Raw genomic sequence first — 26,706 nt, 5'->3', positions numbered from 1 at the left:
AAGAACACAGGGGATGAACATGAAGCAAACACCAGCGGCCATCGTCACCGGCGGCAGCGCCGGGATCGGCGCCGAGATCTGCCGCGCCATGCTGGACGCCGGCTATGACGTGATTTCCATGGCGCGGCGCGCGGGCGAGATGAGCCATCCGCGCCTGACCCACATGCAGGTGGACCTGCTGGACGAGCAGGCCACGGCCCAGGCCGCCGCCGAGGCGGTGGCGCGCCATCCGGTCAGCCACGTGATCCACAACGCCGGCGTGATCTGGCCCAACCTGCTGCCCGACGTCACGCAGCAGGAACTGCACGGACTGACGCAGATCCACCTGGGCGCGGCCATCAGCCTGGTGCAGGCCGCCCTGCCCGGCATGCGCGAGCGCGGCTTCGGCCGCATCGTGATGATGTCCTCGCGCGGCGCGCTGGGCCTGCCCACCCGCACCGCCTATTCCGCCACCAAGGCCGGCATGATCGGCATGGCGCGCACCTGGGCGCTGGAGCTGGCGCCGCACGGCATCACCGTCAACGTGGTCGCGCCCGGCCCCATCCAGACCGACATGTTCTACGACGTGATCGAGGCCGGCAGCGAGCGCGAAAAGCAGATCGCCAACGGCATCCCCGTCAAGCGCCTGGGGCGCTCGGACGACGTGGCGCGCGCGGTCATGTTCTTTTCCGATCCGGCCAACAGTTTCATCACCGGACAGACGCTGTACGTCTGCGGCGGCGCCAGCGTCAGCTCGATCACGATCTGAGGCGCGTTGCGCTACGGGTTTTGACGGATAGGTAAGCGCATGCGCCGCGTCTACAGTGCATTGCCTTGCCGTTCGTCCGCCGGCGGCCCGCCGCCGGCGCCGCGCCACCCGCCGCAGTCTCCGCAACACCGGCTGTCCCCAACTTTCAGCCGCACCAAACTCTGCTCCCACTCCGGAGGTTTTGCCATGCTGTCGAAGAAGCTCCCCCTGGCCGCCGCCCTCGCCGCCGCCGCGCTGTTCTCCCTGCCCGCGCTGGCGCAGGTCAAGGTCGGCGTCGTGTCCTCGTCGACCGGCCCCACCGCCCTGGTCGGCATCCCCCAGAAGAACACCGTGCCGCTGCTGCCCAAGAAGATCGGCGACCTGACGGTGGAATACATCTCGCTGGACGACGCCAGCGATTCCACCAACTCGGTCACCGCCTTCAAGAAGCTGATCTCCGAGCAGAACGTGGACGCGCTGATCGGCCCCTCGGGCTCGCCCAACGCCATGGGCGTGATCCAGTTCGCCGCCGAGGCCGGCGTGCCGATGCTGGCGCCGGTGGGCACGGCGGCCGTGGTGCTGCCGATGAACGAGCAGAAGAAGTGGGTCTTCAAGACCACGCAGAACGACGACATCATCGCGCGCGCGCTGGTCGACCACATGGCCAAGACCGGCATCAAGACCGTCGGTTTCATCGGCCTGAACGATCCCTATGGCGAGAACTGGTACAAGGTGTTCTCGGCGCTGGCCGCCGAGAAGGGCATCAAGATCGCGGCCAACGAACGCTACCTGCGCTTCGACAGCTCGGTCACCGGCCAGGCGCTGAAGATCCTGGCCGCCAAGCCCGACGCGGTGCTGGTGGCCGCCCCCGGCGCGGCCAGCGTGCTGCCGCAGACGACGCTGTTCGACCAGGGCTACAAGGGCAAGTTCTACCAGACCCACGGCGCCGCGCTGCCCGACTTCCTGAAGCTGGGCGGCAAGAAGGTCGAAGGCACGATCCTGGCCGCCAGCCTGATGCTGGTGCTGCCGGAAATGCCCGACAGCAACCCGTCCAAGAAGGTCGCGGCCGACTACATCGCCGCCTACGAGAAGCTCAACGGCTCCAAGCCCGCCACCTTCGGCGCCAACGTCTACGACGCCGGCCTGCTGCTGGAAAAGGCCGTCCCGCTGGCCGAGAAGGCCGGCAAGCCGGGCACCAAGGAGTTCCGCAACGCGCTGCGCGACGCGCTGGAGCAGACCAAGGAGCTGGTGGGCACCCAGGGCGTCTACAACATGACGGCCGCCGACCACAGCGGTTTCGATGATCGCGGCCGCGAGCTGATCACCGTGAAGGACGGTAACTGGACGCTGGTGAAGTAGACCACCCCCGAAGCGCCTTTGGCGCTTCCCCCTCAAGGGGGCATGCCGACGGACCGGCAAAGCCGGCTCCGTGAGGATGGCACTCCCCCGAGGCGCTCACGCGCCTCCCCCTCAAAGGGGGCATGCTCACGGACCGGCAAAGCCGGATCCGTGGCATCCCGATGGGGCGGCAGCTGTTTCATATTTACGTGCGGCGTGGAGAAGTAACGTGCCTGGTGTGCTTGTCTGTCTTACCCGGAATTCTGCATGAATGCTCAGATCGCCCTGATACTCGGGCAGGACGGCATCACCAACGGCGCGATCTATGCGCTGCTGGCCTTGTCCATCCTGCTGGTGTTTACCGTTACCCGCGTCCTATTCATTCCGCAAGGCGAGTTCGTCGCCTTCGGCGCGCTGACCATGGCCTCGCTGCAGGCGGGCAAGCCGGTGGCGCTGGTGTGGCTGCTGCTGGCCTTCGCGCTGGCCGAAGTCGTCTGTGACCTGCTGGCCTGGCGCAAGCGGCCGGCGCGCGTGCGCGTCTGGCGCATCGCCGCCAAGGCGGTCTATCCGCTGGTCCTGGCCGGCCTGCTGTATCGCCTGCCGCTGGCGCAGCTGCCGATGACGGTCCAGGCGCTGCTGACGCTGCTGCTGGTGGTGCCGATGGGGCCGCAGCTGTATCGCCTCTTCTATCAGCCGATCGCGGCCGCGTCCACGCTGGTGCTGCTGATCGTCTCGATCGCGGTGCACCTGGCGCTGGTCGGGCTGGGCCTGCTGGCCTTCGGCGCCGAAGGCGCTCGCACCGCGCCGTTCAGCGACGCCGGGCTGACGCTGGGACCGGTCAACGTCAACAGCCAGGCGCTGTGGGTGGTGGCGGTGTCGGCGCTGCTGATCGTCGTGCTGTACCAGTTCTTCGAGCGTTCCATGTACGGCAAGGCGCTGCGCGCGGCGGCCTTCAACCGGCTGGGCGCGCGCCTGATGGGCATCTCGCCGGTGTTCGCCGGCCGCGCCACCTTCTTCCTGGCGGCGCTGATCGGCACGGTGTCGGGCATCCTGATCGCGCCGATCACCACCATGTATTTCGACTCGGGCTTCATGGTCAGCCTGAAGGGCTTCGTCGGCGCCATCATCGGCGGACTGGTCAGCTATCCGCTGGCCGCCGCGGGCGCGGTGCTGGTGGGCCTGATCGAGGCCTTCTCCTCGTTCTGGGCCAGCGCCTACAAGGAAATCGTCGTGTTCACCCTGATCATTCCCGTGCTGCTCTGGCGCTCGCTCAAGAGCCATCACGTCGAAGAGGAAGAAGAATGAATCCCCGCTTCGTCCTCGTGGCCTTCCTGGCCCTGCTGGCGCTGGCGCCGCCATTCCTGCCGCCGTTCTATGTCACGCTGCTGAACTACATCGGCCTGTACGCGCTGGTGGCGCTGGGCCTGGTGCTGCTGACCGGCGTGGGCGGGCTGACCAGCTTCGGCCAGGCCGCCTTCGTGGGCCTGGGCGCCTACACCACGGCCATCCTGACCACGCGCGCCGACAGCCTGCCGTCCTGGCTGGGCTGGCTGGGCGCCTCGCCCTGGCTGACGCTGCTGGCCGGTCTGCTGCTGACGCTGGTGGTGGCCTGGCTGCTGGGCGCGATCACGCTCAAGCTGTCCGGCCATTTCCTGCCGCTGGGCACCATCGCCTGGGGCCTGTCGCTGTACTTCGCCTTCGGCTCGATGGAAGGCCTGGGCGGACATACCGGCATTCCGGACATTCCCGCCATCTCGCTGTTCGGCAAGGCGCTGGACCAGGGCGAGACCATCTACTACCTGATCTGGGCCTTCCTGCTGCTGGCGGTCTGGTCCACCCGCAATCTGCTGGACTCGCGCGAGGGCCGCGCGATCCGCGCGCTCAAGGGCGGCCGCGTCATGGCCGAGTCGATGGGCGTGGACACGGCCCGCTCGCGCATGGTGATATTCATCATCGCCGCGCTGCAGGCCTGCGCCTCGGGCTGGCTGTACGCGCACATGCAGCGCTTCGTCAATCCGAACCCTTTCGGCCTGCAGATGGGCATCGAATACCTGTTCATGACCGTCATCGGCGGCGCCGGCCAGGTCTGGGGCGCGCTGGTGGGCGCGGGCGTGTTCACCGTGCTCAAGCAGTGGCTGCAGGACCTGCTGCCCAAGGTGCTGGGCCAGACCGGCAATTTCGAGGTCATCGTGTTCGGCTTCGGCATGGTGCTGCTGCTGCACCGCGCGCGCAGCGGTCTGTGGCCCTTGCTGACGCGCTGGGTGCCGGTGCGCAAGATCGAACGCAAGCTGGACCTGGACGCCGCGCCGCTGCCGCGCAAGCCCATGCCGCCGCGCGGCGAGGTGGTGCTCAAGGCGGTGGACGTGACGCGAAAGTTCGGCGGGCTGGTGGCCAACAACGCCATGAACCTGGAGATCCGCGCGGGCGAGATCCTGGCGTTGATCGGCCCCAACGGCGCCGGCAAGAGCACCATGTTCAACCAGATCTCCGGCGTGGACACGCCCACCTCGGGCCAGGTCACGCTGCTGGGCCAGCCGGTGGCCGGCGCCGGCGCGCGCCGCATCGCGCGGCTGGGGCTGTCGCGCACCTTCCAGCACGTGCGCCTGCTGGGCCGCATGAGCGTGCTGGAGAACGTGGCGATCGGCGCGCACCTGCGCGGCCATCGCGGCGTCATGCCTGCCGCCTGGCGGCTGGACCGCGCCGAGGAATCACGCCTGCTGGCCGAGGCCGCGCGCCAGGTCGAGCGCGTGGGCCTGGGCCGGCACCTGCATGACGAGGCCGGCTCGCTGGCGCTGGGCCAGCAACGCATCCTGGAGATCGCGCGGGCGCTGGCCTCGGATCCCTGCATCCTGCTGCTGGACGAGCCGGCGGCCGGGCTGCGCTACCAGGAAAAGCGCGAGCTGGCCGAGCTGCTGCGCAAGCTGCGCGCCGAAGGCATGGCGATCCTGCTGGTCGAGCACGACATGGACTTCGTGATGGGCCTGGTGGACCGCGTGGTCGTGATGGACTTCGGCGAGAAGATCGCCGAGGGCCTGCCGGCCGAGATCCAGCACAATCCGGCGGTGCTTGAAGCCTATCTGGGCGGAGTGGAATAAATGGCGGCGAAACTGCTGGAAGTGCAAGGCCTGCGCGTGGCCTACGACAAGATCGAGGCCGTCACGGGCGTGGACCTGGCGGTCGGCCAGGGCCAGATCGTGACCGTGATCGGCCCCAACGGCGCCGGCAAGACCACGCTGCTGTCGGCCATCATGGGCGTGCTGCCCTCGAGCGGACGCATCGTGTTCGACGGCAAGCCGCGCGAGCACGCCGAGATCGAGGAAATGGTCGCGGCCGGCATGAACCTGGTGCCGGAAAAGCGCGAGCTGTTCTCCGAGATGACGGTGGAGGACAACCTGATGCTGGGCGCCTTCGACCGCTACCGGCGCGGCCTGCGCGACCACGACGGCACGCTGGCCGAAGTCTATGAGCTGTTCCCGCGCCTGCGCGAACGGCGCGGCCAATTGTCCGGCACGCTGTCGGGCGGCGAACGGCAGATGCTGGCGGTGGGCCGCGCGCTGATGGCCAAGCCCAAGCTGCTGATGCTGGACGAACCCAGCCTGGGCCTGGCGCCGCGCATCGTGCGCGAGGTCTTCCACATCGTCGCGCGCCTGCGCGACATGGGCGTGTCCATCCTGCTCATCGAGCAGAACGCGCGCGCCGCGCTGCAGGTGGCGGACTATGCCTATGTGCTGGAAACCGGCGCGGTGACGCTGGAGGGCCCGGCAGCGCAGGTGGCTCAGGATCCGCGCGTGGTCGAGGTCTATCTGGGACTGGGACACGGCGCGGCGGCGCAGGCGCCGGCCTGAAGCAGCGACGCCGACATCCGCGCGCATTGGCCCCGGCGCTGGCCGCCGGGGAAACGGCTGACGCTAGGCGATGCCCCGGCGCCGGTCGCGACGGTACAGCGCGTAGCCGAGCGGCCACATCAGCCCCACCATCAGCCGGCCCAGCGGCCGCGTCAGGCGGTAGGCCTGCACGGCGTTGGCCACGCCCGAGTGTTCCAGGTGCAGGCGGAACCGCGTGTAGCGCGCCGCCGCCATGACGAACTCGCGCGGACGGTAGCGGAAGTATTCAAGATGGTGCTGCAGCATGTCCCAGGCCAGCAGGTACAGGCCCTGGGCATTGCTGCCCACCGCGACCGTGCCGCGACTCAGGCTGTCCGTGCTGTCGTGGTAGACGCGCACCACCTGGTTGATGAAGCGGCTCAGATAGCCGGCGCGCGAGATCGCCCACCACACCAGGCTTTCCGGCACGAAGCCGGCCACGTCCTCTGGGAAGGGAAACTTGCGCAGCACGCTGGTGCGCATGCAGCCGAACTTCTCGCCCTTGATGCGGTGGCGGAAATACACGTCGACGGCGGTGCTGTCGAACACGTCCTGCGGATAGCGGTCGCCGACGACGGAGCCGTCGGGCCGGGCGCACAGGCCGGTCACGGCCACGTAGGAGTCGCGGCGCGCGGGCGGGATCGAGTCCCAGGCCGACTTGAAGATCTGCAGCGCGTCCGGCGGCATTTCGTCGTCGCTGTCCAGCCCGACGATCAACTCGCCGCGCGCCTCGCGCACGCCACGGTTGAACGCCGTTTTCTTGTGCTGGTTGTTCTGCCAGACATAGCGGATGGGAAAGGCCGCGCGCGCCTGCCAGGCCAGCACCGAGGCGTGCGTGTTGTCCGTGGAACCATCATCCACCACGACCCATTCGAAGTCCTTGAAGGTCTGCTGACAGAGCGACTCATACACTCGGTGCAGCGTGCCCGCCCGGTTGTAGGTTGGGGTCAGAATGGTAAAGAACGGTGGTGTATCGGCCATGCCTGCTATGCCCCTTTGCGATCGTCTGGGAACCGCTGCGGTCTTGATTTTGGTGTCTTCGTTGGTGTTTTCGCCTGAAGTTTAGGGGATATGCGCGTGCCCGCCCATGCCACGGCATTTGAATTTGCAATCAAATCTGACAAGAAGTCGCCCGATCTCCGGCGATCAGCCATGGTTCGCCGATCCGGGCCGCCGGAGTGGCGTAAACTCGGGCGGCAAAAACCGGAACGCCCATGGAAGCCCCGACCGTCCAGCTCAACGACATCGCCCTGTTTGTGGAAGTTGCCAAGCGCAAGAGTTTCAGCCTGGCCGCGCGCGCGCTGGACATGCCCACGTCCACGCTGTCCCGCCGCATCAACGAGCTGGAGCGCGCCATCGGGCTGCGCCTGATCAACCGCAACACCCGCCGCCTGGACCTGACCGAGGCCGGCGCGGCCTACATGCGCCGCTGCCAGGGTCTGATCGACGAGGCCCGCCTGGCGCACGAACAGCTGCTGGCGCTGGCCGGCGGCCCCTCCGGCAACCTGCGCGTGTCCATGCCTTACAGCCTGGCGATCTGGCTGCTGCCCGAGATCATCAACGATTTCACCGAGCGCTATCCGGACATCGAATGCGAGTTCGACCTCAGCATGCTGACCGCCTCGGATACGCAGGGCACGCCCTTCGACGTCATGCTGCGCTTCGGCCGCAACTCCGACTACAACCTGCCGCCCACGGGCGAGCAGGGCAATGGCGGCCATAGCGGCGCCGTGGTACAGGAGCTGGTGCGGCTGGACAACTACCTGTATGCGTCCGACCGCTACCTGGAGCGCCATGGCGAACCGCTGGCGCCGCAGGACCTGAGCGGGCACCAGTGCCTGCGCACCACCATCGACGACGAGCATTCGCACTGGATGCTGCACAACGGCAGCATCAGCGAGATGGTGCCGGTCAGCGGCCACCTGGCCGCCAACAACATGAGCATCGCCGGCACGCTGGCCGGCCTGGACCTGGCCATCACCCGCATGCCGCATTGCCGCGCGCTCGACCCCATCATCAAGCGCAACTCGCTCAAGCGCCTGCTGCCGGGCTGGTCGGTGGACCCGATCTCCATCTACGTCACCTACCCGTCCAGCATCCAGCCGGCCAAGACGCGGGCGTTCATGGATTTCATCCTGCCGATGCTGGGGCCGGCGCAGTAGCTGCCAAGAGCGTGTCCGCTTGCTGGCGGCGCGCCGTCAGCAAGCGCTTACCCTGACCAGTGCCCCCTGGCCGGATTGGCGCCGCAGAGCGCAGACGACAAAAAACCCGCGTGGCTCGCGCCAGGCGGGTTTTTTTTAGATCAGGACGCGGGCCTTGTCGGCCCCGCGCCTCGCGTCAGGGCTTAGACGCGCTTGATCTTTTCCAGCATCTTGAAGACGCCCTTGGGCGACTTGACGAAGAGGCGCTTGAAGGCCTTGCCCAGGCAACGGCGTTCCAGGGTGTTGCGACGGACGCGCTTGCGTTCTGCCATGTTGATTCTCCTGCGTAGTAGGTTGGCGGGTAGCCGGATTTGCGGGTATCGGATTTGCGAATCAGGCTGCGGCAACCGCAATTGGTATCTACCAACTGGCACCCAGCCCATCGCCCGCACAACCCAGTCACCATCTAACGACAGGCTGGCGGAAAATTCGGATAACTTGGCATTTTAGCCTGAAATCCGGAAAACACGCCAACCGGCCCTAAAAGACTCCAAATCGTGGGCGGATCCTACAGTTTCGCCTGGACCTGCTCCGCGCTGGGCAGGGGATCGACCGCGCCATACCCGAGCGTGGACAGGGCCGCCGCCACATTGGCGTAGCGCACGGCGTCCTCCCAGGAATCGCCCTTGCAGCGGCGGGCCAGCAGGCTGCCGGCGAAGCAGTCGCCCGCGCCGGTGGCGTCGACCGCGTCCACCCGCAGCGCCGCCACCGGCTTGCGTCCGTGGCCGTCGTCGATGATGGAGCCGTCCTTGCCCAGCTTGAGCACCACCACCCCGGTGGCGCCGGCGTCGCGGATCCAGTCCAGCGTGCGTTCCGGGTCGTCGTTGCCGGTCAGGTGCTGCATGTCGTCCATGCTGGGCAGGAACAGGTCGGCCTGGCGCAGCGCCTCGCGCAGGATGGCGCGGGCGCGGTCCACCGGCCACAGGCGCAGCCGCAGGTTGGAATCCAGGCTGACCTGGGCGCCGGCGGCATGGGCCCGCTCGATGGCCGCGAACACGGTATCGCAGGCCGAGGTGCTGATGGCCAGGCTGATGCCCGACACATGCAGGTAGCGGGCGCGCTCGATCAGCTGGCCCTTGAGGCTGGCCGGCGTCATGCGGCTGGCGGCGGAATCGCGCCGCAGGTAGCTGAAAGAATGACCCTGCGGACCGTGCTGCACGAAGTAGAGGCCGGTGTGCGCGTCCGGGTCCACTTCCACGCCGGACGTGTCCACGCCCTCGGTCTTCCACAATTCCAGCAGCTGGGCGCCGAAGCTGTCCCCGCCCACCCGCGTCAGGTAAGCGCAGCGCGCGCCCTGGCGGGCGGCGGCGATGACGGCGTTGGAGGTGTCGCCGCCGAAGCCCTGCTGGTATTGCGGCTCGCCGGCGCGGGTCTGGTTGAGTTCGACCAGGGGTTCGCCCAGGGCGACGATATCGATATCAGCCATGGGCGGCCTCGCGGGTCTGGATGATCTGCTTCACCAGCGCGGCGGTATCGCGCGCGGCGAAGGCGGCTTTGTCATAGAGATTGCTGCCGATGCCGACGATGCTGGCGCCGGCGGCGAAATAGGCGCCCATGTTGTCCACCGTCACGCCGCCCGTGGGGCAGAACACCGTGTCCGGGTAGACCGACTTGAGCGCGGCCAGGTGCTTGGGGCCGCCGGTGTCGGCGGGGAAGATCTTCACCATGTCCACGCCCGCGCGCCGCGCGGCCAGCACCTCGGTGGGCGTGAAGGCGCCCAGCAGGCACAGCGCGCCGGCGGCATGGGCCATGTCCACGGCCTCGGTCGCCAGGGCCGGCGAGACCAGGAAGTCGGCGCCGGCCACCAGCGCCTCGCGCGCCTGGCTTTCGTCCAGCACGGTGCCCACGCCCAGCAGCAGCGCGTCGCCGTGCTTGTCGCGCAGCGCGCGCAGCAGGTCGGTCACGCCCGGGATGGTCCAGGTGAGTTCCAGCGTGGTGCAGCCGGCGGCCACCGCGACCTCGGCCGCATAGGCGGCGGCGGACGCGTCGGTATAGCGCAGCACGGGCACCACCCTGGCGGCCAGCAGGGCGGCCAGCTTGGAGGCGCGGGAATCGGCGGAGGCGTTCATGGGGTTCCTTTGGTGGGAGTTCGGACGGATACGGCGCTCAGACGGCGCCGGAAGCCGCCGGCAGCATGGCGAGTTTGGCGGCGGCCGCATCGCGCAGCCGCAGCAGGGGATCGATATAGGCGGATTGCGGATCGTCGCGGCGGCGGAACAGCAGCGTGCTGACGCTGACGCCGGCCACCGGCCGGCCGCCCGCGTCGCGCAGCGCCACGCCGTAGCAGACGATGCCGGGCTCGTTTTCCTCGTCGTCGACGGCATAGCCGCGCGCGGCGGTCTCGGCCAGCGCGGCGCGCAGGGCCGGCAGGCTGGCCAGCGTGGACGGCATGCGCGCTTCCAGCGGCAGCCCGCCGAGCAGCCGTTCGCGCTCGGCCTCGCCCAGCGCGGCAAGATAGGCCTTGCCCACGGCGCTGGAATGCAGGGCCACGCCCGCGCCCACGCGCGACACCATGCGCACCGGGCCGGGGCTTTCCAGCTTGTCGATATAGACCATCTCGGTGCCGGCCGGCACCGCCAGGTGCACGGTCTCGCCGGTGGCGTCGCGCAGCGCCTGCAACTCGGGCGCCAGCGCGGCGCGCAGGTCGAACTGGGACCAGGAGCGGCTGGCCAGCTGCAACAGGCGCGGCCCGAGACGATAGCCGCCGCCGCTTTCCATCAGCATGCCCTGCTCGGCCAGCGCGGCCAGGATCCGGTAGACCGTGGGTCTGGGATAGCCGCAGGCGCGCGCCAGCGCCGCCGCGGTGGGCGGCTGCTGCGCGTCGGCCACGGCCTGCAGCACGGTCATGAACTTGGCGAACGCCGCGGCGCCCGCCACCTTGGTCTCCAGCAAGGAATTCCCCATCCGTTATCGGGTTACTAGTGTGCCCAACGCATGACGCACGATTTTCAGACGAATCTGCGATACTGTTTATTTGTACAGTTTGGCGCGGCATGCTGTCCATAATATAGACACCATGCTCACGATATAGGCAATTATTCCATATCGCCGCGCCCGGAACCAGCGGCGCCGAGGCCGCCCGGACCGGCCCATTCCTTCAGGCTACGATACCGCCCCATGAGCTCAGAAATCCGCATCGTTGGCGCACGCCAGAACAACCTCAAGAACCTGGACCTGACCATCGCCACGGGCGAACTCGTGGTCGTGACCGGGGTATCCGGCTCGGGCAAAAGCTCGCTGGCCTTCGACACCCTGTACGCCGAGGGCCAGCGCCGCTACGTGGAAACCTTCTCGCCCTATGCGCGCCAGTTCCTGGATCGCATGGACAAGCCGCAGGTGGACCGCATCGAGGGCATCCTGCCGGCCATCGCCATCGACCAGACCAACCCGGTGCGCAGCTCGCGCAGCACGGTCGGCACGATGACCGAGCTGAACGACCACCTGAAGCTGCTGTTCGCGCGCGGCGCGCGCCTGTTCTGCCGGGGTTGCGGCAAGCTGGTGCGGCGCGACACGCCCGATTCGATCTTCCACGCGCTGGCCGAACGCTCGGCCGCCGCCGGCGATCCGCGCCTGGTCGTGACCTTCCCGATCGCGGTGCCGGCCAACTTCACCGAAGAAGAAGTCCGCGGCTTCCTGGAGCAACAGGGCTACACCCGCGTGCACGCCGAGGAAAACGCCGTGCCGCGCGCCGCCGCGCCGGCGAAGAAGGGCAAGGAAAAAGGCAAGGCCGCAAAGGCCGGCGCCGAGGCCCGCCGCATCCTGCACGTGGTACAGGACCGCTTCCGCTTTTCCAGCGCCGAGCGCGAGCGCGTGATGGAAGCGCTGGACACGGCGCTGCGCATGGGCGCCGGCCACCTGGCCGTGCACGTCATGGACGACGAGGGCCAGGACGCCCAGGTCTGGAAATACAGCGACCGCCTGCACTGCGCCGACTGCGATATCGAGTACACCGATCCGCTGCCCAGCAGCTTCTCGTTCAATTCGCCGCTGGGCGCCTGCGAATCCTGCCGTGGCTTCGGCCGCGTCATCGGCATCGACTTCGGCCTGGTGATCCCGGACGAAACCAAGACCCTGCTCGAAGGCGCCATCAAGCCCTGGACCACGCCGTCCTACAAGGAATGCCAGGACGACCTGCAGAAGTACGCGCCGCGCGCCGGCGTGCCGCTGGGCGTGCCCTGGAAGGACATGAAGCCCGAGCACAAGCACTGGGTGCTGCACGGCACGCCCGACTGGAAGGGCGGCAACGACGCCTGGAAGCACCAGTGGTACGGCGTGCAGCGCTTCTTCGACTGGCTCGAAACCAAGGCCTACAAGATGCACGTGCGCGTGCTGCTGTCCAAGTACCGCAGCTACACGCCCTGCCCCGCCTGCAACGGCGCGCGCCTGAAGCCGGACGCGCTGCTGTGGCGCCTGGGCACGAAAGAAGAAGCCGACGCCGTGCTGCCGCCCGACGATGGCCGCTACCGCCGCTTCATGCCTGTGGGCGCGAGCTGGACGCGCGAACAGCTGGACGCGCTGGACGGCCTGTCGGTGCATGACGTGATGCTGCTGCCGATCGAGCGCGTGCGCGTGTTCTTCGACAAGCTGTCCTTCACCGGCGCGCTGGACGCCGCCACCGACCTGCTCATGACCGAGGTGCGCGCGCGCCTGAAGTTCCTGTGCGACGTGGGCCTGGGCTACCTGACGCTGGACCGCCAGAGCCGCACGCTGTCCGGCGGCGAGGTGCAGCGCATCAACCTGACCACGGCGCTGGGCACCTCGCTGGTGAACACGCTGTTCGTGCTGGACGAGCCGTCCATCGGCCTGCACCCGCGCGACATGCACCGCGTGGTCGAGGTCATGCACCGGCTGCGCAACGCCGGCAACACGCTGGTGGTGGTCGAGCACGACCCGCAGGTCATGGTGGCCGCCGACCGCGTCATCGACATCGGCCCCGGCCCCGGCGAACGCGGCGGCCGCATCGTCTTCGACGGCACGCCCGCCGCGCTGCGCGCCGCGCCCACGCTGACCGGCGACTATCTCGGCAGCCGCCTGCGCGTCGAGGCGCCGCGCCCCATGCCGGTGGCGGCCAATACGCCGCGCCTGATCCTGGAAGGCGTCAGCGCCCACAACCTGAAGAACGTCTCGGTCGAGCTGCCGCTGGGCCGGCTGGTCTGCGTGACCGGCGTGTCCGGCTCGGGCAAATCGACGCTGGTGCAGGACGTGCTCTACCCCGCCCTGCTCAAGCAGAAGGGCAAGCCGACCGAGGCCCCCGGCGCCTTCCAGCGCCTGCTGGGCGCCGAGCAGATCGCCGACGTGGTCATGGTGGACCAGACCCCCATCGGCAAGACCGCCCGCTCCAACCCGGCCAGCTATGTCGGCGCCTTCGACGCGATCCGCAAGCTGTTCGCGCAGGCGCCGCTGGCGCGCGAGCGCGGCTACACCGCCGGCACCTTCAGCTTCAACGGCGGCGACGGCCGCTGCCCGACCTGCGGCGGCACCGGCTTCGAGCACGTGGAGATGCAGTTCCTGTCGGACGTCTATCTGCGCTGCCCCGACTGCGACGGCAAGCGCTTCCGCCCCGAAGTGCTGGAAGTGCGCGTCGAGCACCTGGGCAAGAGCGCGTCCATCGACGAAGTGCTGGAGATGACGGTCAGCGAGGCGCTGGACTTCTTCAAGGGCCTGCGCGACGTGCAGACCGGGCTGGCGCCGCTGGGCGACGTGGGCCTGGAATACGTGCGCCTGGGCCAGCCCGTGCCCACGCTGTCCGGCGGCGAGGCGCAGCGCCTGAAGCTGGCCGGCCACCTGGCCGAGGCCGCGCGCAGCGGCATCTCCACCGCCAAGGTCGCCAAGAAGGGCAGCCTGTTCCTGTTCGACGAACCCACCACCGGCCTGCACTTCGACGACGTGGCGCGGCTGATGCGCGCCTTCCGCAAGCTGCTGGCCGCCGGCCACACGCTGCTGGTGATCGAACACAACCTGGACGTGATCCGCGCGGCCGACTGGCTGATCGACCTGGGTCCCGAAGGCGGCGACGCCGGCGGCCTGGTGATCGGCACCGGCACGCCGCAGGACCTGATGGACAACCCCAAGTCGCATACCGGCGCGGCGCTGCGCGACTATGAAACCAGCATCCTGCCGACCCCGGTCGCCGACGTGGTCGTGTCCAGCGACATCGACGCGCAGGAAGCCGAACAGGCCGGCCTGAGCGCTCGCATCGCCGAGCCGGACGCGCCCTATGGCGCCGGCGTAGGCACGCCGCTGCAATCGCTGATGCGCGCGCGCCGCCAGAGCGCCATGTCCATCGAGATCCGCAACGCGCGCGAGCACAACCTGAAGAACGTCAACGTCGAGATCCCGCGCGACAAGTTCACCGTGATCACCGGCGTGTCCGGCTCGGGCAAGTCCACGCTGGCCTTCGACATCCTCTTCAACGAAGGCCAGCGCCGCTACCTGGAATCGCTCAATGCCTATGCCCGCGCCATCGTGCAGCCGGCCGGCAAGCCCGACGTGGACGCCATCTTCGGCATCCCGCCCACGGTCGCCATCGAGCAGCGCACCAGCCGCGGCGGACGCAAGTCCACCGTGGCCACGATGACCGAGATCCATCACTTCCTGCGCCTGCTCTACGTCAAGCTCGGCACGCAATACTGCCCCGACTGCAACGTCGCCGTCGAGCCGCAGAACACCGACCAGATCGTGGCCCGCCTGCTGCGCGAGCGCAGGGGCGAGCACATCGGCCTCCTGGCCCCGCTGGTCACCGCGCGCAAGGGCTACTACACCGACCTGGCCAAGTGGGCCGGCGCGCGCGGCCATTCGCACCTGCGCGTCGACGGCGAATTCATCCCCGTGGCCCCGTGGCCGCGCCTGGACCGCTACAAGGAACACACCATCGAGCTGCCGGTGGCGGACGTGGTGGTCGATCCGGCCAACGAGGCCGAGCTGCGCGCCGCGGTCAAGAGCGCGCTGGAGAATGGCCAGGGCGTGATGTCCGTGGTCTGGCCGGTCAACAAGCTGCACGAGGCGCTGGACAGCGACCTGCAGCAACAGCACTTCTCGGTCAAGCGCGCCTGCCCGTCCTGCGGCATCAGCTTCCCCGAACCCGATCCGCGCCTGTTCTCGTACAACTCCAAGCACGGCTGGTGCACCGGCTGCTTCGGCACCGGCCTGCAACTGCAGGGCTTCGACGAGGAACAGACCGGCGAGGAAACCGCCTGGAACGCCTGGTACGAAGGCGAGGCCAAGGTCTGCACGCAGTGCGACGGCCAGCGCCTGAACCGCGTGGCCCGCGCCGTGCGCTGGCGCGACAAGTCGATCGCCGAGCTGGCCTCGCTGCCGGTATCGGACGCGCACACCTTCTTCACCGGGCTGGTGGCGCGCGGCCGCGAGGGCGAGATCGCCCGCGACATCCTCACCGAGATCCGCGGCCGCCTGAACTTCATGCAGGAAGTCGGCCTGAACTACCTGGCGCTGGACCGCGCCGCGCCCACGCTGTCCGGCGGCGAGGCGCAGCGCATCCGGCTGGCCGCGCAGCTGGGCTCGAACCTGCAGGGCGTGTGCTACGTGCTGGACGAGCCCACCATCGGCCTGCACCCGCGCGACAACCGCATCCTGCTGGACGCGCTGGCGCGGCTGGAAGGCAACGGCAACACGCTGGTGGTGGTCGAGCATGACGACGACACCATCCGCCGCGCCTCGCACATCATCGACATCGGCCCCGGCGCCGGCGTGCGCGGCGGCCGCGTGGTGGCCCAGGGCAGCGCCCAGGACCTGATCGACGCCCCCGAATCCGTCACCGGCCGCTACCTGGCCCAGCCGCTCAAGCACCCGCTGCAGGGCCGCCGCCCGGTCGAGGCCGACACGCCCATGATCCAGATCCGCGGCGCGCGCCTGCACAATCTGCGCCATGTCGACGCGCAGATCCCGGTGGGCCGGCTGAGCGTGGTGACGGGCGTGTCCGGCTCGGGCAAGTCCACGCTGGCGCGCGAAGTGCTGCTGGACAACCTGATGCAGGCCGTCTCGCAGGGCAAGGCGCCCGGCTGGGCCGGCTGCGACAGCATCACCGGCTGGGAAGCCATCGACCGCGTGCTGGAAGTGGACCAGACCCCCATCGGCAAGACGCCGCGCTCCTGCCCCGCCACCTACGTGGGCTTCTGGGACGACGTGCGCAAGCAGTTCGCCGACACGCGCGAAGCCCGCATGCGCGGCTGGACCTCGGCGCGCTTCTCGTTCAACACCGGCGACGGCCGCTGCCCGATCTGCGAGGGCCAGGGCATGCGCACCATCGAGATGAACTTCCTGCCGGACGTGAAGGTGCCCTGCGACGCCTGCAACGGCGCGCGCTTCAACCAGGACACGCTGAGCGTGCAGATGCGCGGCAAGAACGCCGGCGAGCTGCTGTCCATGGAGGTGGACGACGCCATCGGCTACTTCGCCGCCCATCCCAAGATCCACCGACCGCTGCAACTGATGCAGGACGTGGGCCTGGGCTACCTGACGCTGGGCCAGCCCTCGCCCACGCTGTCCGGCGGCGAGGCGCAGCGCATCAAGCTGGTGACCGAGCTGTCCAAGGCCCGCCTGACCGACGGCCTGATCAAGACCGGCCGCGCCTCGCGCATCCCGCACACGCTGTACGTGCTGGACGAGCCGACGGTCGGCCTGTCGATGGCTGACGTGGAGAAACTGATCCACGTGCTGCACCGGCTGGTCGAGGCGGGCAACACCGTGGTCGTGATCGAGCACAACCTGGACGTGATCGCCGAGGCCGACTGGCTGCTGGACCTGGGCCCCGAGGGCGGCACCGGCGGCGGCCAGCTGGTCGCCCAAGGTTCGCCGGAACACGTGATGACCCTGAAGGACAAGTCCCACACCGGCCGCGTCCTGACGGAATTCCTGACCCATCAACAATAGACAAGCATGCTTTGTCGCTTTGAAGACCGGCTGGCCGGCCGCGCCCTGCGGCTGGACGGTTTCCGCTCCCGCATCGAGGCGCGCGCCGCCGCCGAGGTCGGCCCGGCGCTGCAGGCCATCGAGGCCGAGCGCCGCCAGGGCCGCTGGGTCGCGCTGATGCTGGACTACGAGCTGGGCGAATGGCTGCTGCCCGAGGCCGCGCGGGCCGCGCCCGCCGGCCCCTGGACGCCGCCGGCCGACGACGGCCGGCCCCGGCTGCGCGCGCTGGTCTTCGACGGCAAGACCGACGAAGCGCCCTGGGACTCGCCCGGCCCGGACGCGCCCGCCGCCACGCTCACGCCCGCCGCGCCGCGCATGGCCGAGGCCGACTACCTGCGCCGCATCGACGAGATCCGCGACCTGATCGGCGCCGGCGAGCTGTACCAGGTCAACTACACCCAGCCGCTGGACCTGCGCCTGGCCGGTGACCCGGCCACGCTGTACCGCCGCATCGCCGCCCGCAATCCGGTGGCGCACGCCGCCTTCATCCAGGACGGCGAGCGCAGCGTGCTGTCCTTCTCGCCCGAACTGTTCATCCGGCGCGACGGCGAGCGCCTGACCACCCGGCCCATGAAGGGCACGGCGCCGCGCCATCCCGACCGGACCGAGGACGAGCGCCTGGGCCGCGAGCTGCTGGCCAGCGAGAAGAACCGCGCCGAGAACCTGATGATCGTGGACCTGCTGCGCAACGACCTGGGCCGGCTGGCCGAGCCCGGCTCGGTGACGGTGGACGCGCTGTTCTCGCTGGAACGCTATCCCACGGTCTGGACCATGACGTCCACCGTCTCGGCGCGCGCCCCCCGCGCCTCGCTGGAAGACGTGCTGCGCGCGCTGTTCCCCTGCGGCTCCATCACCGGCGCGCCCAAGATCGCCGCCATGCGCCGCATCCGCCAGATGGAGATCGCGCCGCGCGGCCTGTACTGCGGCAGCATCGGCTGGCTGGCGCCGGACGGCGATTTCTCGCTGAACGTGGCGATCCGCACGCTGGTCGTGGACGCGGCCGGCGCCGGCGTCTACGGCGTGGGCGGCGGCATCGTCCACGACTCCGACCCGGCCTCCGAATGGCAGGAATGCCACTGGAAAGCCCGCATTCTCAAGGGCTGAAGGCCCAAACCCCTCGGGCCGGTAGTAGGATAGAACGCGGCCCGCGCCCGTCCCCCTTCCCCAGGAGCGTCCCATGCAACCCGAACTGATCGAGACCATCCTGGTCGATGCCCAGCGCCGCATGCCGCTGCTGGCGCGGCACCTGAAGCGGCTGGAGGCCTCCTGCAAGGCGCTGGACTATGCCTGGGCCGGCCCCGCCGTCGAGGCCGACATCCTGGTCACCGCCCTGGCCCTGTCCGCGCCCGGCCCGCACCGGCTGCGCCTGCTGGTGGCGCGCGACGGCGGCCGCAGCATCCAGACCGCCCCTTTGCCGCCGCTGCCGGCCGTGCAGGAAGTAATGCTGGCGCCCGAAGCGCTGCGTTCGTCCGAACCGCTGCTGCGCTACAAGACCACCCACCGCCCCTGGTACACCAAGACCATCGAGTGGCTGCCGTCCCACCCGCACCTGTTCGACCTGCTCTACCTGAACGAGCGCGGCGAGCTGTGCGAAGGCAGCCGCAGCAATGTCTACCTGCGCCTGGGCGCGCACTGGTACACGCCGCCGGTCGATTGCGGCTGCCTGCCCGGCGTGCAGCGCGCCGAGCTGCTGGAAACCGGCCAGGCGAAGGAAAAGGTGCTGACCCTGGCCGACCTGCACGCGGCCGACGGGATCCGCCTGTCCAACGCCTTGCGCGGCTGGATCGACGTGACGCTGCGCGCGGCCTGAGCCGACGCCGGCGCTAGCCGTCCACCCGGACGGCGAGTGTATCTGCGGGACAGCACACTAGGCCGTCTCGCCCGCGTCGCGCCGCTGGCCCAACTGCTCGCGCGCCATCGCCAGCGCGATGCGCGGCGCATCCCACAAGGCCGGCAGGATCAGCAGCGAGACCGGCACGGCGGTGATCACGATGAACGATTGCAGCGCGCTCACGCCCCCCGCGCCGATCGTGATCAACACCACGGCCGCCAGTCCCATGCCGATGCACCAGAAGGCGCGCAGCCATTTCCTGGGCGTGTCGTTGCCGGACATGGCCATGGCCACGGTATAGGCCATGGCATCGCCATTGGTGGCGACCGAAATGAAGCTCAGGAAGATGAACAGCGCGGACACCAGCCCTGCCCAGGGCAGATTCTGCGTAATGCCCAGCAGCATCGCCTCGGGTTCGCTGCCATGGGCCGTGACGCTGCCCGGATTCTGCAATTCGAGCCCGATGCCGGCGCCCCCCACCACCGTGAACCAGAACATGGTCACCAAGGGCGCGACGATGGACAAGGTGCCGATGATCTGGCGTATGCTGCGGCCGCGCGACACCTTGGCGACGTACAGGCCCATCATCGGCGCATAGCCGATGAACCAGCCCCAGTAGAAGATGGTCCACCAGTCCAGCCACTTCGGATCCGCGCGATACGTCGTCATCGGCAGGAAGTACTCCAGCTGCAAGCCGAACGCCGTGGGAAAGGCCGACAGAATGAACAGCGTCGGCCCGGCCACGATCATGAACAGCGCCAACCCGATCATGAGCCAGACATTGATCTCGCTGACCACGCGGATGCCGTTCAGTCCCACCAGGCAGGACGTGGTGTACGTGGCCGTCACCAGGATGATGGTGATGGACTGAGTGGTCAGGTCGTTCGGCAGGCCCCACACGGCGTGCAGCGCATTGCTGATCTGCAGGCCCAGGAAGCCGATCGGGCCGATGGTGCCGGCCACCACCGCGATGATGCAGGCGGCGTCGACCAGGCTGCCGATCATCCCCTTGAGCGCGCGCTCGCCCAGCAGCGGATACAGCAGCGTGCGGGGCGCCAGCGGCAGGCCCTTGTCGTAGTGCAGGTGCATCAGCACGATGGCCAGCAGGCTGCCGAGCACGGCCCAGGCCAGGAAGCCCCAGTGCACGAAGGACTGCGCCAGCGCCACGTGCGCCGCCATTTCGGTCTTCGGCAGCATCTGGGAAAACAGGGGAGGCGGACTGGCGAAGTGCATCAAGGGCTCGGCGGCGGCCCAGAACGCGCCGCCGCCCGCCAGCAGCGCGCACATGATCACGGCGATCCAGTTGAAGGTGCTGATGTCGGGCCGTCTGTCCACGCCGCCCAGGCGCACGCGGCCGCAGAGGCTGAAGCCGATGCCCAGGCTGATGACGAAGGTCGCCAGCATCAGGATCTGCCAGTACAGGCCGAACGCCTTCGTCGACCAGGCGAACAAGGCACCGACCAGCGCCGACACGGCGTCGATGTCCACCAGGGCCGCCGCCAGGAAGCACAGCAGAAAGCCGCCGCTGATGGCCAGCAGCGGCCAGTCCATGCCCTGCATGGGCGCGGGCCGCGCCCGCTCGCCGCCCGCTGCGCGGGCCGGAATCTCGTTCATGATTGTCTCCTCGTTATTTTTTCCCCGGGCCGCCCCGAGGCACAGGACCTCATCGGGGGCTGCCAGCCCGCGTGAACGGGCGTGGCGTGGGGTTTTCTTCATGGCCCCGCCGGCTCTCAAGGCCGTGGCGCGGTGCCATGCTCCAGCTGATGCAGCCAGTTCAGCCCCATGATCTTGCGCAGCTCGTCATCGACGAATCCCCGCTCGCGCAGGCCCGCCGCGATCACGGGAAAGTCCCGGCTGTCACGGAACCACGGCAGGGGCGCCGGCCAGCCCGCGTTGGCGGCCGATCCCTCGCCATAATCCTTGGCCTTGCTCCAGCGGCCGTTGCGCATCCATTCCAGCACCTGCAGCGGCTGCTGCTGGCACAGGTCGGTGCCAATGCCGATGTGGTCCACGCCCATCAGATCCGCCGTGCGCGCCACCATGTCGCAGAACTCGTCCAGGCGGCAGGCCGGGCCGCCGCGCAGATGGAAGGGATAGGTGCTGAAGCCCAGCAGCCCGCCGGATTGCGCGATCGCGCGCAACACGGCATCGGACTTGTTGCGCCGGGCAGGATGGAAGCTGCTGGGGTTGGCGTGGGAAATGATCACCGGCCGCGCGGACAGTTCGATGGCTTGCAGGGTGCTGCGCTCGGCGCTGTGCGACATGTCGATCAGCATGCCGACGCGGTTCATCTCGCCGATCACCTGCCTGCCGAAGCGCGAAATGCCGTTGTCCTCGCTTTCGTAGCAACCCGAGGCCAGCAGGCTCTGGTTGTTGTAGGTCAGCTGCATGACGAAGACCCCCAGCTGGCGAAACACCTCGACCAGGTCGATATCGTCCTCGATGGGCGAGCAGTTCTGGAAGCCGAAGAATACGCCCACCCGCCCCTCCCGTTGCGCCAGCGTAATGTCCGACGCCTGCCGCACGGGGCGGATCAGCTCGGGCCAGGCCTCGAAGCGGCGATTCCACTCCCCGATGCGCGACAGCGTCTCGCGCGCGGTCTCATGGTAGGCGATCGTCGCGTGCACGGCGCTCAGGCCGCCCTCGCGCATCTGGCGGAACAGCGCCTCGCTCCAGTTGGAATATTGCAGGCCGTCGATCACCAGCATTTCTTGCATGATCATGTTTCCTCAAGGACGGATGTAGACGGTCTTGACCGCCGTATAGAAATCGCGGGCGTACTGCCCCTGCTCCCTGGGGCCGAAGCTGGAATCGCCACGGCCGCCGAACGGCACGTGATAGTCGGTGCCGGCGGTGGGCAGGTTGACCATGACGCAGCCGGTGCGGGCGCGCCGCTTGAAATCGCTGGCATGCCGCAGCGACCGGGTGACGATGCCGGCCGTGAGGCCGAAACGCGTGTCGTTGAGCAGGGTCAGCGCATCCTCGTAATCGCGCGCCTTGATGACGCAGGCGATCGGGCCGAAGACCTCATCGCGGTTGATGCGCATGTCGTTGCGCGTGTCGACGAACAGCGCGGGACGCATGTAGTACCCGGGGCGCTCATCCTCGATGCGCTCGCCGCCGCAGGCCAGCCGCGCGCCCTCGCCCCGCGCCAGCTCGATGTAGCGCAGGTTCCGGGCCAGCTGGCCCTCGTCGATCACCGGACCGATGTGCACGCCCTCGCGCAAGGGATGGCCGACCTTCAGCTGCCCGATGCGTTCCACCAGCGCCTGCACGTAGCGATCGTGTATGCCCTCGGTCACGATCAGGCGGGATGAGGCGGTGCACTTCTGCCCGGTGCCGAAGAACGCGCCATTCACCGCGCATTCCACCGCCAGGGGCAGATCAGCGTCGTCCAGCACCACCAGGGCGTTCTTGCTGCCCATTTCCAGTTGGCAGCGCACGAAATTGGCGGCCGTCGCGGCCGCGACCCGGCGGCCGGTCTCGACCGAGCCCGTGAAGCTCAGCGCGTGGATCGCCGCCGACTGGATCAGCCGCTCCCCGACCCCGGCGCCGCTGCCCATGACCAGGTTGAAGGCGCCGGCGGGCAGGGGCTGGCGCGAGATGATCTCGGTCAGCGCCCAGGCGCTGGCCGGCACGGCATTGGCGGGCTTGAACACCACCGCGTTGCCAAAGGCCAGCGCCGGCGCGATCTTCCAGGCCGCCGTGGCCATCGGGAAATTCCACGGCGTGATGATGGCGACCACGCCGACCGGCTCGCGGCGCACCTCGATTTCTACCCCCGGGCGCACGGAGTCCGCCGTCTCGCCCAGCTGCCGCAACACTTCGGCCGCGTAGTAGTGGAAAAACTGGCCGGAACGATGCACTTCGCCCACGCCCTCGGCCAGCGTCTTGCCTTCTTCGCGCGACAGCTGCTCGCCCAGTTCGGCCTTGCGCGCGATCAGCTCGTCACCGATCGCCATGAGCACGCGCCAGCGTTCCTCCAGCCCGCTGCGCGCCCAGGCGGGCTGGGCGGCGGCCGCCGCCGCGATGGCCTGATCGACCTGATCGGCGTCCGCCTGCGCATAGCGCCCCACCACGTCTTCGGTGTCGGCGGGGCTGCGATTGACGATGCTGGAAGCGCCCTCGACCCAGGCGCCGTTGATGTAGTTGCTGAATATGCTGCTGGCCATGCCTGCCTCCCTATGCTGTTGATCGCATGGTAGGAGCCGGTACATATAAAATAAAGTTAGTTCCAACTATTGCTTGATAAGTGAAACTTACCGTGTTGCCAGACCTCAGGATCGTCCAGTTGCGCCATTTCATCTGGGTCGTGGAGCTGCAGGGGTTCCATGCCGCCGCGGAGCGGGCGCATCGCACCCAGCCCGCCATATCGCTGTCCATCCGCGACCTGGAAGACAAGCTGGGCCAGCCCCTGTTCGAAAAGCGCAACGCGCGCGTCATCAAGCCGGACCTGACGCCCTTCGGCCAACAGTTCCTCGCCTACGCCAGGGAATTGATCGACCATCACGACCGCGTGATGCGCGAGATGAACCTGGTGGCGCGGAACAAGTCCGGACATCTGCGCATCGCCTCGGTGCCATCGGTCGCCAGCCGCCTGTTGCCGGATATCCTCACGCGCTTCATCGGCCAGGATGCCGGCCTGCATGTCAGCCTGTTCGACGACAGCTCGGAGGCGGTGCTGGCCATGGTGAAGAACCGGCAAGTGGATTTCGGCATTTCCAGCGTCTGGGAACCGGAAAGCGATCTGCACTTCACGCCGATCTGGAAGGACAGCATCGGCGTGGTCTGCCACCGGGACCATCCGCTGGCGGCCAGGAAAAAACTCGACTGGCAGCAGCTGCGCGGCCACCGGCTGATCGCCAACGGCACGTCCCGGCTGCTCGCGGGGACCAGCGCCGGCGAGCTGATCGCCGAATCGCAGATCTACATCTCGAACATGATTTCGCTGCTGGCCATGATCGAGGCCGGCATGGGCATCACCACCCTGCCCCGCCTGGCGTTTCCCGCCGAGTCCGCCGCATTGCGCTTCGTTCCGCTGGCCGCGCCCCTCGCCAGCCGCGACATCGGCCTGGTGCGCCTGGCCAATCGCTCGCTGCCGGTGGCCGCGCAGGCGCTGTTCGACTTCATCCTGCGCGACAACGGCCTCGCCTCCCGGAACTGAACAGCCCCACTCATCAAAAACAGTGTCGCCATAAATTCTGCTTATCAAGCAATAGACCGATCTGAATTGCGTCGCCGGCCCGCCTGTCCCAATATCGACGGCACATCGACGCCTCGCATCCCGCTGTCCGCCATCCTGTCGCGAACGCACGGCGCCGTTCCATTGAGAGTCCAAGCATGAACACGCTCAGCACCAGGGAAACCAGCCAGGCCGAAGCCGCGACCCTGCCCATGCGCCCGGCCGGCCAGGTCATGGACCTGGAACGGCTGGGCAGCCTGCATCAGAGCCGCCTGAGCTTCATGCGCGGCCTGGTGCGCCGGATCATGCGCGAGCGCTGGCGGATCGACGCCTCGCGCTTCGAGCTGGACGCCGATGGCTACGGCACGGCGATCTACCGCATCCGCACGCCCAACGGACTGTTCAGCTTCGTGCTGTTCTCCCAGTACCTGGCGCCGGAAAAGCGCAACGACCGCGTCATCGCCAGCGAATGGGACCTGACCATGGCGCTGTGCGAAGGCGAGGTCGATCCGGACCAGCTGGACAGCCTGCGCCGCAACGTGCCCTTGCAGGAAGCCGGCAGGCTGGACGCCCGGACGATGGTGCTGTCGCGCGCCAACCGCAGCGTGCGCAATTTCGACTATGTCGTGGACGCGCTGGCCCAGGGGCGGCAGCCCGACGCGGCCCGGATCACGCGCGTCGGCTACCTGTACCGCACCACGGCGGTCTACGGCAGCGGCAAGCTGGGCATGGCCGATTGGGAAAAAATCCGGGGCAAGCATCCTGATTTCGCCCGTCCCTTCGCCGCGGAAATGTTCACCTGTTTCATGCTGCGCAACTTCAGCCTGCGGCAGGCCGAGCATATCGCCCGCCATCGCGCGCCCGCCACGGCGGTGGCGCTGAAACCGGCGCTCAAGCGCTACATCGGCATCGGCAATTCGACGGGCCTGGGCATGGCGCCCTACCTCATCAATCATCCACAGCTCATCAGCCGCTGGGTCGAGATGCGCGAACTGGCGCTCGCCCGCATCGTCGCCGCGCCCGTCGCCGCCGGCGCGCGCGCACGCCTGCCGCGGTTGCTGGACCGCGCCATCCGCCATATCCGGGAGACCCACACCGAGGACGAATGGCAGATCGGCAACAACCAGCGCACCCTCGCGGACATGCAAGCCCTGTCCGGCTGGCTGGAAGGCGCGCGGCTGGAATCCTGGAATACGTTGCTGGACTGGACGACGCGCCATTGCAGCCTGCAGGGCCAGGAACTGCTCAACTGCATCCTGCTGGAACTGCATCCTGAGCGGGTGGACGACCTGGATGAACGCCTGGCGCTGCCCGAGCGTCTGGAACTGAGGCCGGACATGCCGGCCGCCGAGCTGCGCGCGCTGATCGAATCCGCCTACCGCTGGGCCCTGGAGATCGACTTCGACGCCGACGGCGCGCAGGCGACATTCTGGTACCGGTCGCAGGAAAAGCAGGAACCCCGGCTCGGCCTGTGCGGCATCGACGCGGGCCGCGAAAAACAGATGCCGCTGGGCATCGCCCTCTTGGCGCAGCAATGCCACCGGCGGCTGGTCCGTGACCTGGCCACGCATCCTCACGACCGGGTCGCGGATTTTCTCTTCCGCCATCCCGAGGATCGCGGGATCGTTCGCCGCATCCAGACCATGGCGGCGACGCGCTACGGCGAAATCCGCGCCAACCTGCTGGACCGCGACGTGCTGCCCATGCACCTGCTGCGCTGCAAGCTGTCCTTCTTCGGCGTGAGCAAGTTCGACCCGCGCTCGCGCCTGTGGGTCCGCAACACCATGTTCCAGGGGGCTCCCTTGCTGGAAGATATCGGACAGCCCTTTGACGACGACTGGTTCCTGCCACTCGCTCCCGCCCAGGAAACCGCCTGATGCTGATCTCCGCCAACGAACTGGCCGCCCTGCTCAAACGCGTCTTCGAAGGGCTAGGCTACCCGCAAGGCCAATACGAGGATGCCGCCGCCATGGCCGGCTGGCTGCCGCTGCATGGCGAAGACGGCCTGGACGCGCTGGCGTGGCAGGCCGACCCCGCGCTGCCCGCCACCGAACTGAGCGCCCCGGCTCCCGGCCGCCTGGTCGCACGATGCCATGGTCGCAGCGCGCTGGACGCCCTGCCGTCCCTGCTGGACCTGGCCTGCCTGCGCGCGTCCCGGCAAGGCCGGATCCAGCTGGAAATCCTGGACTGCCGCGATCGCAAGTGCGTCCTCAAGCTGCTGGCGGATTGCGCCCGCAAGGGCTGCTGGGCCCAGGCGCGATGGGACGACGGCGATGCGCCAGCGCATCGCCACACCGCCTGGATCGAAAGCGGCGCCGATTATCCGAGCTACCAGACGGCGGCCCTGCCGGAACGCGGCGCTGCGGAATCGCCACGCTCCCTGACGCTGACGCTGGATATCGAGCCCCTGCCTGCTCCCGCCCTCGAGGCCGGCGCCGCCCGGATCGCCCGACGGGTCACGCCGGCGGACTACGCACAGGCCGGCCGGCGCGCGCTGGAACACGGCACGGAGGTGTCCCCGACGCTGTGGCAACGCCTGAACCGGCTCGCCGAAGCGGTCTTGGTGGAGAACTCGGAACAGTCGCGCAGCGGCGCGGGCGGTCGATGAGCCTGTAGGCCGGGGGAGCGCGAAGCCT

20 protein-coding genes are annotated in these 26,706 nt (G+C 68.6%); 12 read left to right on the top strand and 8 right to left on the bottom strand.

All coding sequences use genetic code 11. The features are described from left to right. Positions 1-19 precede the first annotated feature (19 nt). The 5 genes from AC6LJ9_RS00150 (at position 20) to AC6LJ9_RS00130 (ending at position 5,910) form a co-directional block, all read left to right on the top strand. Entirely contained in the window at positions 20-748 is a 729-nt protein-coding gene (locus tag AC6LJ9_RS00150; RefSeq protein ID WP_212314005.1) for an SDR family NAD(P)-dependent oxidoreductase, read from the top strand. A 186-nt stretch (positions 749-934) separates the two neighbouring features. Beyond that, positions 935-2,086: an ABC transporter substrate-binding protein gene (locus AC6LJ9_RS00145; protein ID WP_212314006.1), complete on the top strand. Its 1,152-nt coding sequence runs from the start codon at positions 935-937 to the stop codon at positions 2,084-2,086. Between the two features lie 246 nt (positions 2,087-2,332). Beyond that, positions 2,333-3,370 carry a branched-chain amino acid ABC transporter permease gene (locus tag AC6LJ9_RS00140; RefSeq protein WP_212314007.1) on the top strand — a complete coding sequence of 346 codons (1,038 nt, stop codon included), beginning with the start codon at positions 2,333-2,335 and terminating at the stop codon, positions 3,368-3,370. Beyond that, complete coding sequence (locus tag AC6LJ9_RS00135; protein WP_498146031.1) at positions 3,367-5,160, top strand: branched-chain amino acid ABC transporter ATP-binding protein/permease; 1,794 nt, start codon at positions 3,367-3,369, stop codon at positions 5,158-5,160. Before AC6LJ9_RS00140 ends, AC6LJ9_RS00135 begins: the two co-directional genes overlap by 4 nt. Continuing rightward, positions 5,161-5,910, top strand: a complete 750-nt coding sequence (locus AC6LJ9_RS00130; RefSeq protein WP_212314009.1) for an ABC transporter ATP-binding protein — start codon at positions 5,161-5,163, stop codon at positions 5,908-5,910. A gap of 63 nt (positions 5,911-5,973) precedes the next feature. Here AC6LJ9_RS00130 and AC6LJ9_RS00125 read toward each other — a convergent pair whose 3' ends face one another. Next, positions 5,974-6,909 (bottom strand): glycosyltransferase family 2 protein, encoded by a 936-nt coding sequence (locus AC6LJ9_RS00125; protein WP_212314010.1) that lies wholly within the window; start codon positions 6,907-6,909, stop codon positions 5,974-5,976. A gap of 233 nt (positions 6,910-7,142) precedes the next feature. Between AC6LJ9_RS00125 and AC6LJ9_RS00120 the strand changes: the two genes are divergently transcribed. Beyond that, on the top strand, positions 7,143-8,090 hold the full coding sequence (locus AC6LJ9_RS00120; protein ID WP_212314011.1) for a LysR family transcriptional regulator: 948 nt from the start codon (positions 7,143-7,145) through the stop codon (positions 8,088-8,090). Positions 8,091-8,272: 182 nt separating this feature from the next. On the opposite strand, the gene AC6LJ9_RS00115 is transcribed toward AC6LJ9_RS00120, so the two are convergent. The 4 genes from AC6LJ9_RS00115 to AC6LJ9_RS00100 form a co-directional block, all read right to left on the bottom strand. Then, a complete protein-coding gene (locus AC6LJ9_RS00115; RefSeq protein WP_006226408.1) occupies positions 8,273-8,401 on the bottom strand; it encodes a hypothetical protein in 129 nt (42 codons plus the stop codon). Between the two features lie 236 nt (positions 8,402-8,637). Further along, a complete protein-coding gene (locus AC6LJ9_RS00110; RefSeq protein ID WP_498146030.1) occupies positions 8,638-9,555 on the bottom strand; it encodes a sugar kinase in 918 nt (305 codons plus the stop codon). Further along, a complete protein-coding gene (locus AC6LJ9_RS00105; protein ID WP_498146029.1) occupies positions 9,548-10,198 on the bottom strand; it encodes a bifunctional 4-hydroxy-2-oxoglutarate aldolase/2-dehydro-3-deoxy-phosphogluconate aldolase in 651 nt (216 codons plus the stop codon). Before AC6LJ9_RS00105 ends, AC6LJ9_RS00110 begins: the two co-directional genes overlap by 8 nt. Positions 10,199-10,235: 37 nt before the next feature. Further along, positions 10,236-11,033 carry an IclR family transcriptional regulator gene (locus tag AC6LJ9_RS00100; RefSeq protein WP_212314017.1) on the bottom strand — a complete coding sequence of 266 codons (798 nt, stop codon included), beginning with the start codon at positions 11,031-11,033 and terminating at the stop codon, positions 10,236-10,238. Between the two features lie 213 nt (positions 11,034-11,246). Between AC6LJ9_RS00100 and uvrA the strand changes: the two genes are divergently transcribed. The 3 genes from uvrA (at position 11,247) to AC6LJ9_RS00085 (ending at position 18,867) form a co-directional block, all read left to right on the top strand. After that, entirely contained in the window at positions 11,247-17,018 is a 5,772-nt protein-coding gene (gene uvrA, locus AC6LJ9_RS00095; protein WP_498146028.1) for an excinuclease ABC subunit UvrA, read from the top strand. 6 nt (positions 17,019-17,024) lie between these two features. Next, positions 17,025-18,161 carry an aminodeoxychorismate synthase component I gene (locus AC6LJ9_RS00090; RefSeq protein WP_498146027.1) on the top strand — a complete coding sequence of 379 codons (1,137 nt, stop codon included), beginning with the start codon at positions 17,025-17,027 and terminating at the stop codon, positions 18,159-18,161. A 73-nt stretch (positions 18,162-18,234) separates the two neighbouring features. Next, positions 18,235-18,867: an aminotransferase class IV family protein gene (locus AC6LJ9_RS00085; protein ID WP_498146026.1), complete on the top strand. Its 633-nt coding sequence runs from the start codon at positions 18,235-18,237 to the stop codon at positions 18,865-18,867. Positions 18,868-18,924: 57 nt separating this feature from the next. Here the strand turns inward: AC6LJ9_RS00085 and AC6LJ9_RS00080 are convergent, their stop codons facing one another. The 3 genes from AC6LJ9_RS00080 to AC6LJ9_RS00070 form a co-directional block, all read right to left on the bottom strand. Continuing rightward, complete coding sequence (locus tag AC6LJ9_RS00080; protein WP_498146025.1) at positions 18,925-20,502, bottom strand: BCCT family transporter; 1,578 nt, start codon at positions 20,500-20,502, stop codon at positions 18,925-18,927. Positions 20,503-20,618: 116 nt separating this feature from the next. Next, complete coding sequence (locus tag AC6LJ9_RS00075) at positions 20,619-21,605, bottom strand: dipeptidase (RefSeq protein ID WP_498146024.1); 987 nt, start codon at positions 21,603-21,605, stop codon at positions 20,619-20,621. Positions 21,606-21,617: 12 nt separating this feature from the next. Further along, a complete protein-coding gene (locus tag AC6LJ9_RS00070; RefSeq protein ID WP_498146137.1) occupies positions 21,618-23,048 on the bottom strand; it encodes an aldehyde dehydrogenase family protein in 1,431 nt (476 codons plus the stop codon). Between the two features lie 131 nt (positions 23,049-23,179). Here AC6LJ9_RS00070 and AC6LJ9_RS00065 point away from each other — a divergent pair, with 131 nt between their 5' ends. From AC6LJ9_RS00065 to AC6LJ9_RS00055, 3 genes are all read left to right on the top strand, one after another. After that, positions 23,180-24,052 carry a LysR family transcriptional regulator gene (locus AC6LJ9_RS00065; protein ID WP_498146023.1) on the top strand — a complete coding sequence of 291 codons (873 nt, stop codon included), beginning with the start codon at positions 23,180-23,182 and terminating at the stop codon, positions 24,050-24,052. A 176-nt stretch (positions 24,053-24,228) separates the two neighbouring features. Then, the gene (locus AC6LJ9_RS00060) at positions 24,229-25,947 is read left to right on the top strand and encodes a hypothetical protein (RefSeq protein ID WP_498146022.1); all 1,719 of its coding nucleotides are present in this window, start codon (positions 24,229-24,231) and stop codon (positions 25,945-25,947) included. Then, entirely contained in the window at positions 25,947-26,678 is a 732-nt protein-coding gene (locus AC6LJ9_RS00055; protein ID WP_498146021.1) for a DUF3726 domain-containing protein, read from the top strand. The genes AC6LJ9_RS00060 and AC6LJ9_RS00055 overlap by 1 nt, the downstream gene beginning before the upstream one ends. Positions 26,679-26,706 lie beyond the last annotated feature (28 nt).

The sequence above is a fragment of the Achromobacter sp. 1011811831 genome (assembly GCF_059760905.1).
This window is presented reverse-complemented; position numbering and strand designations above follow the sequence as displayed.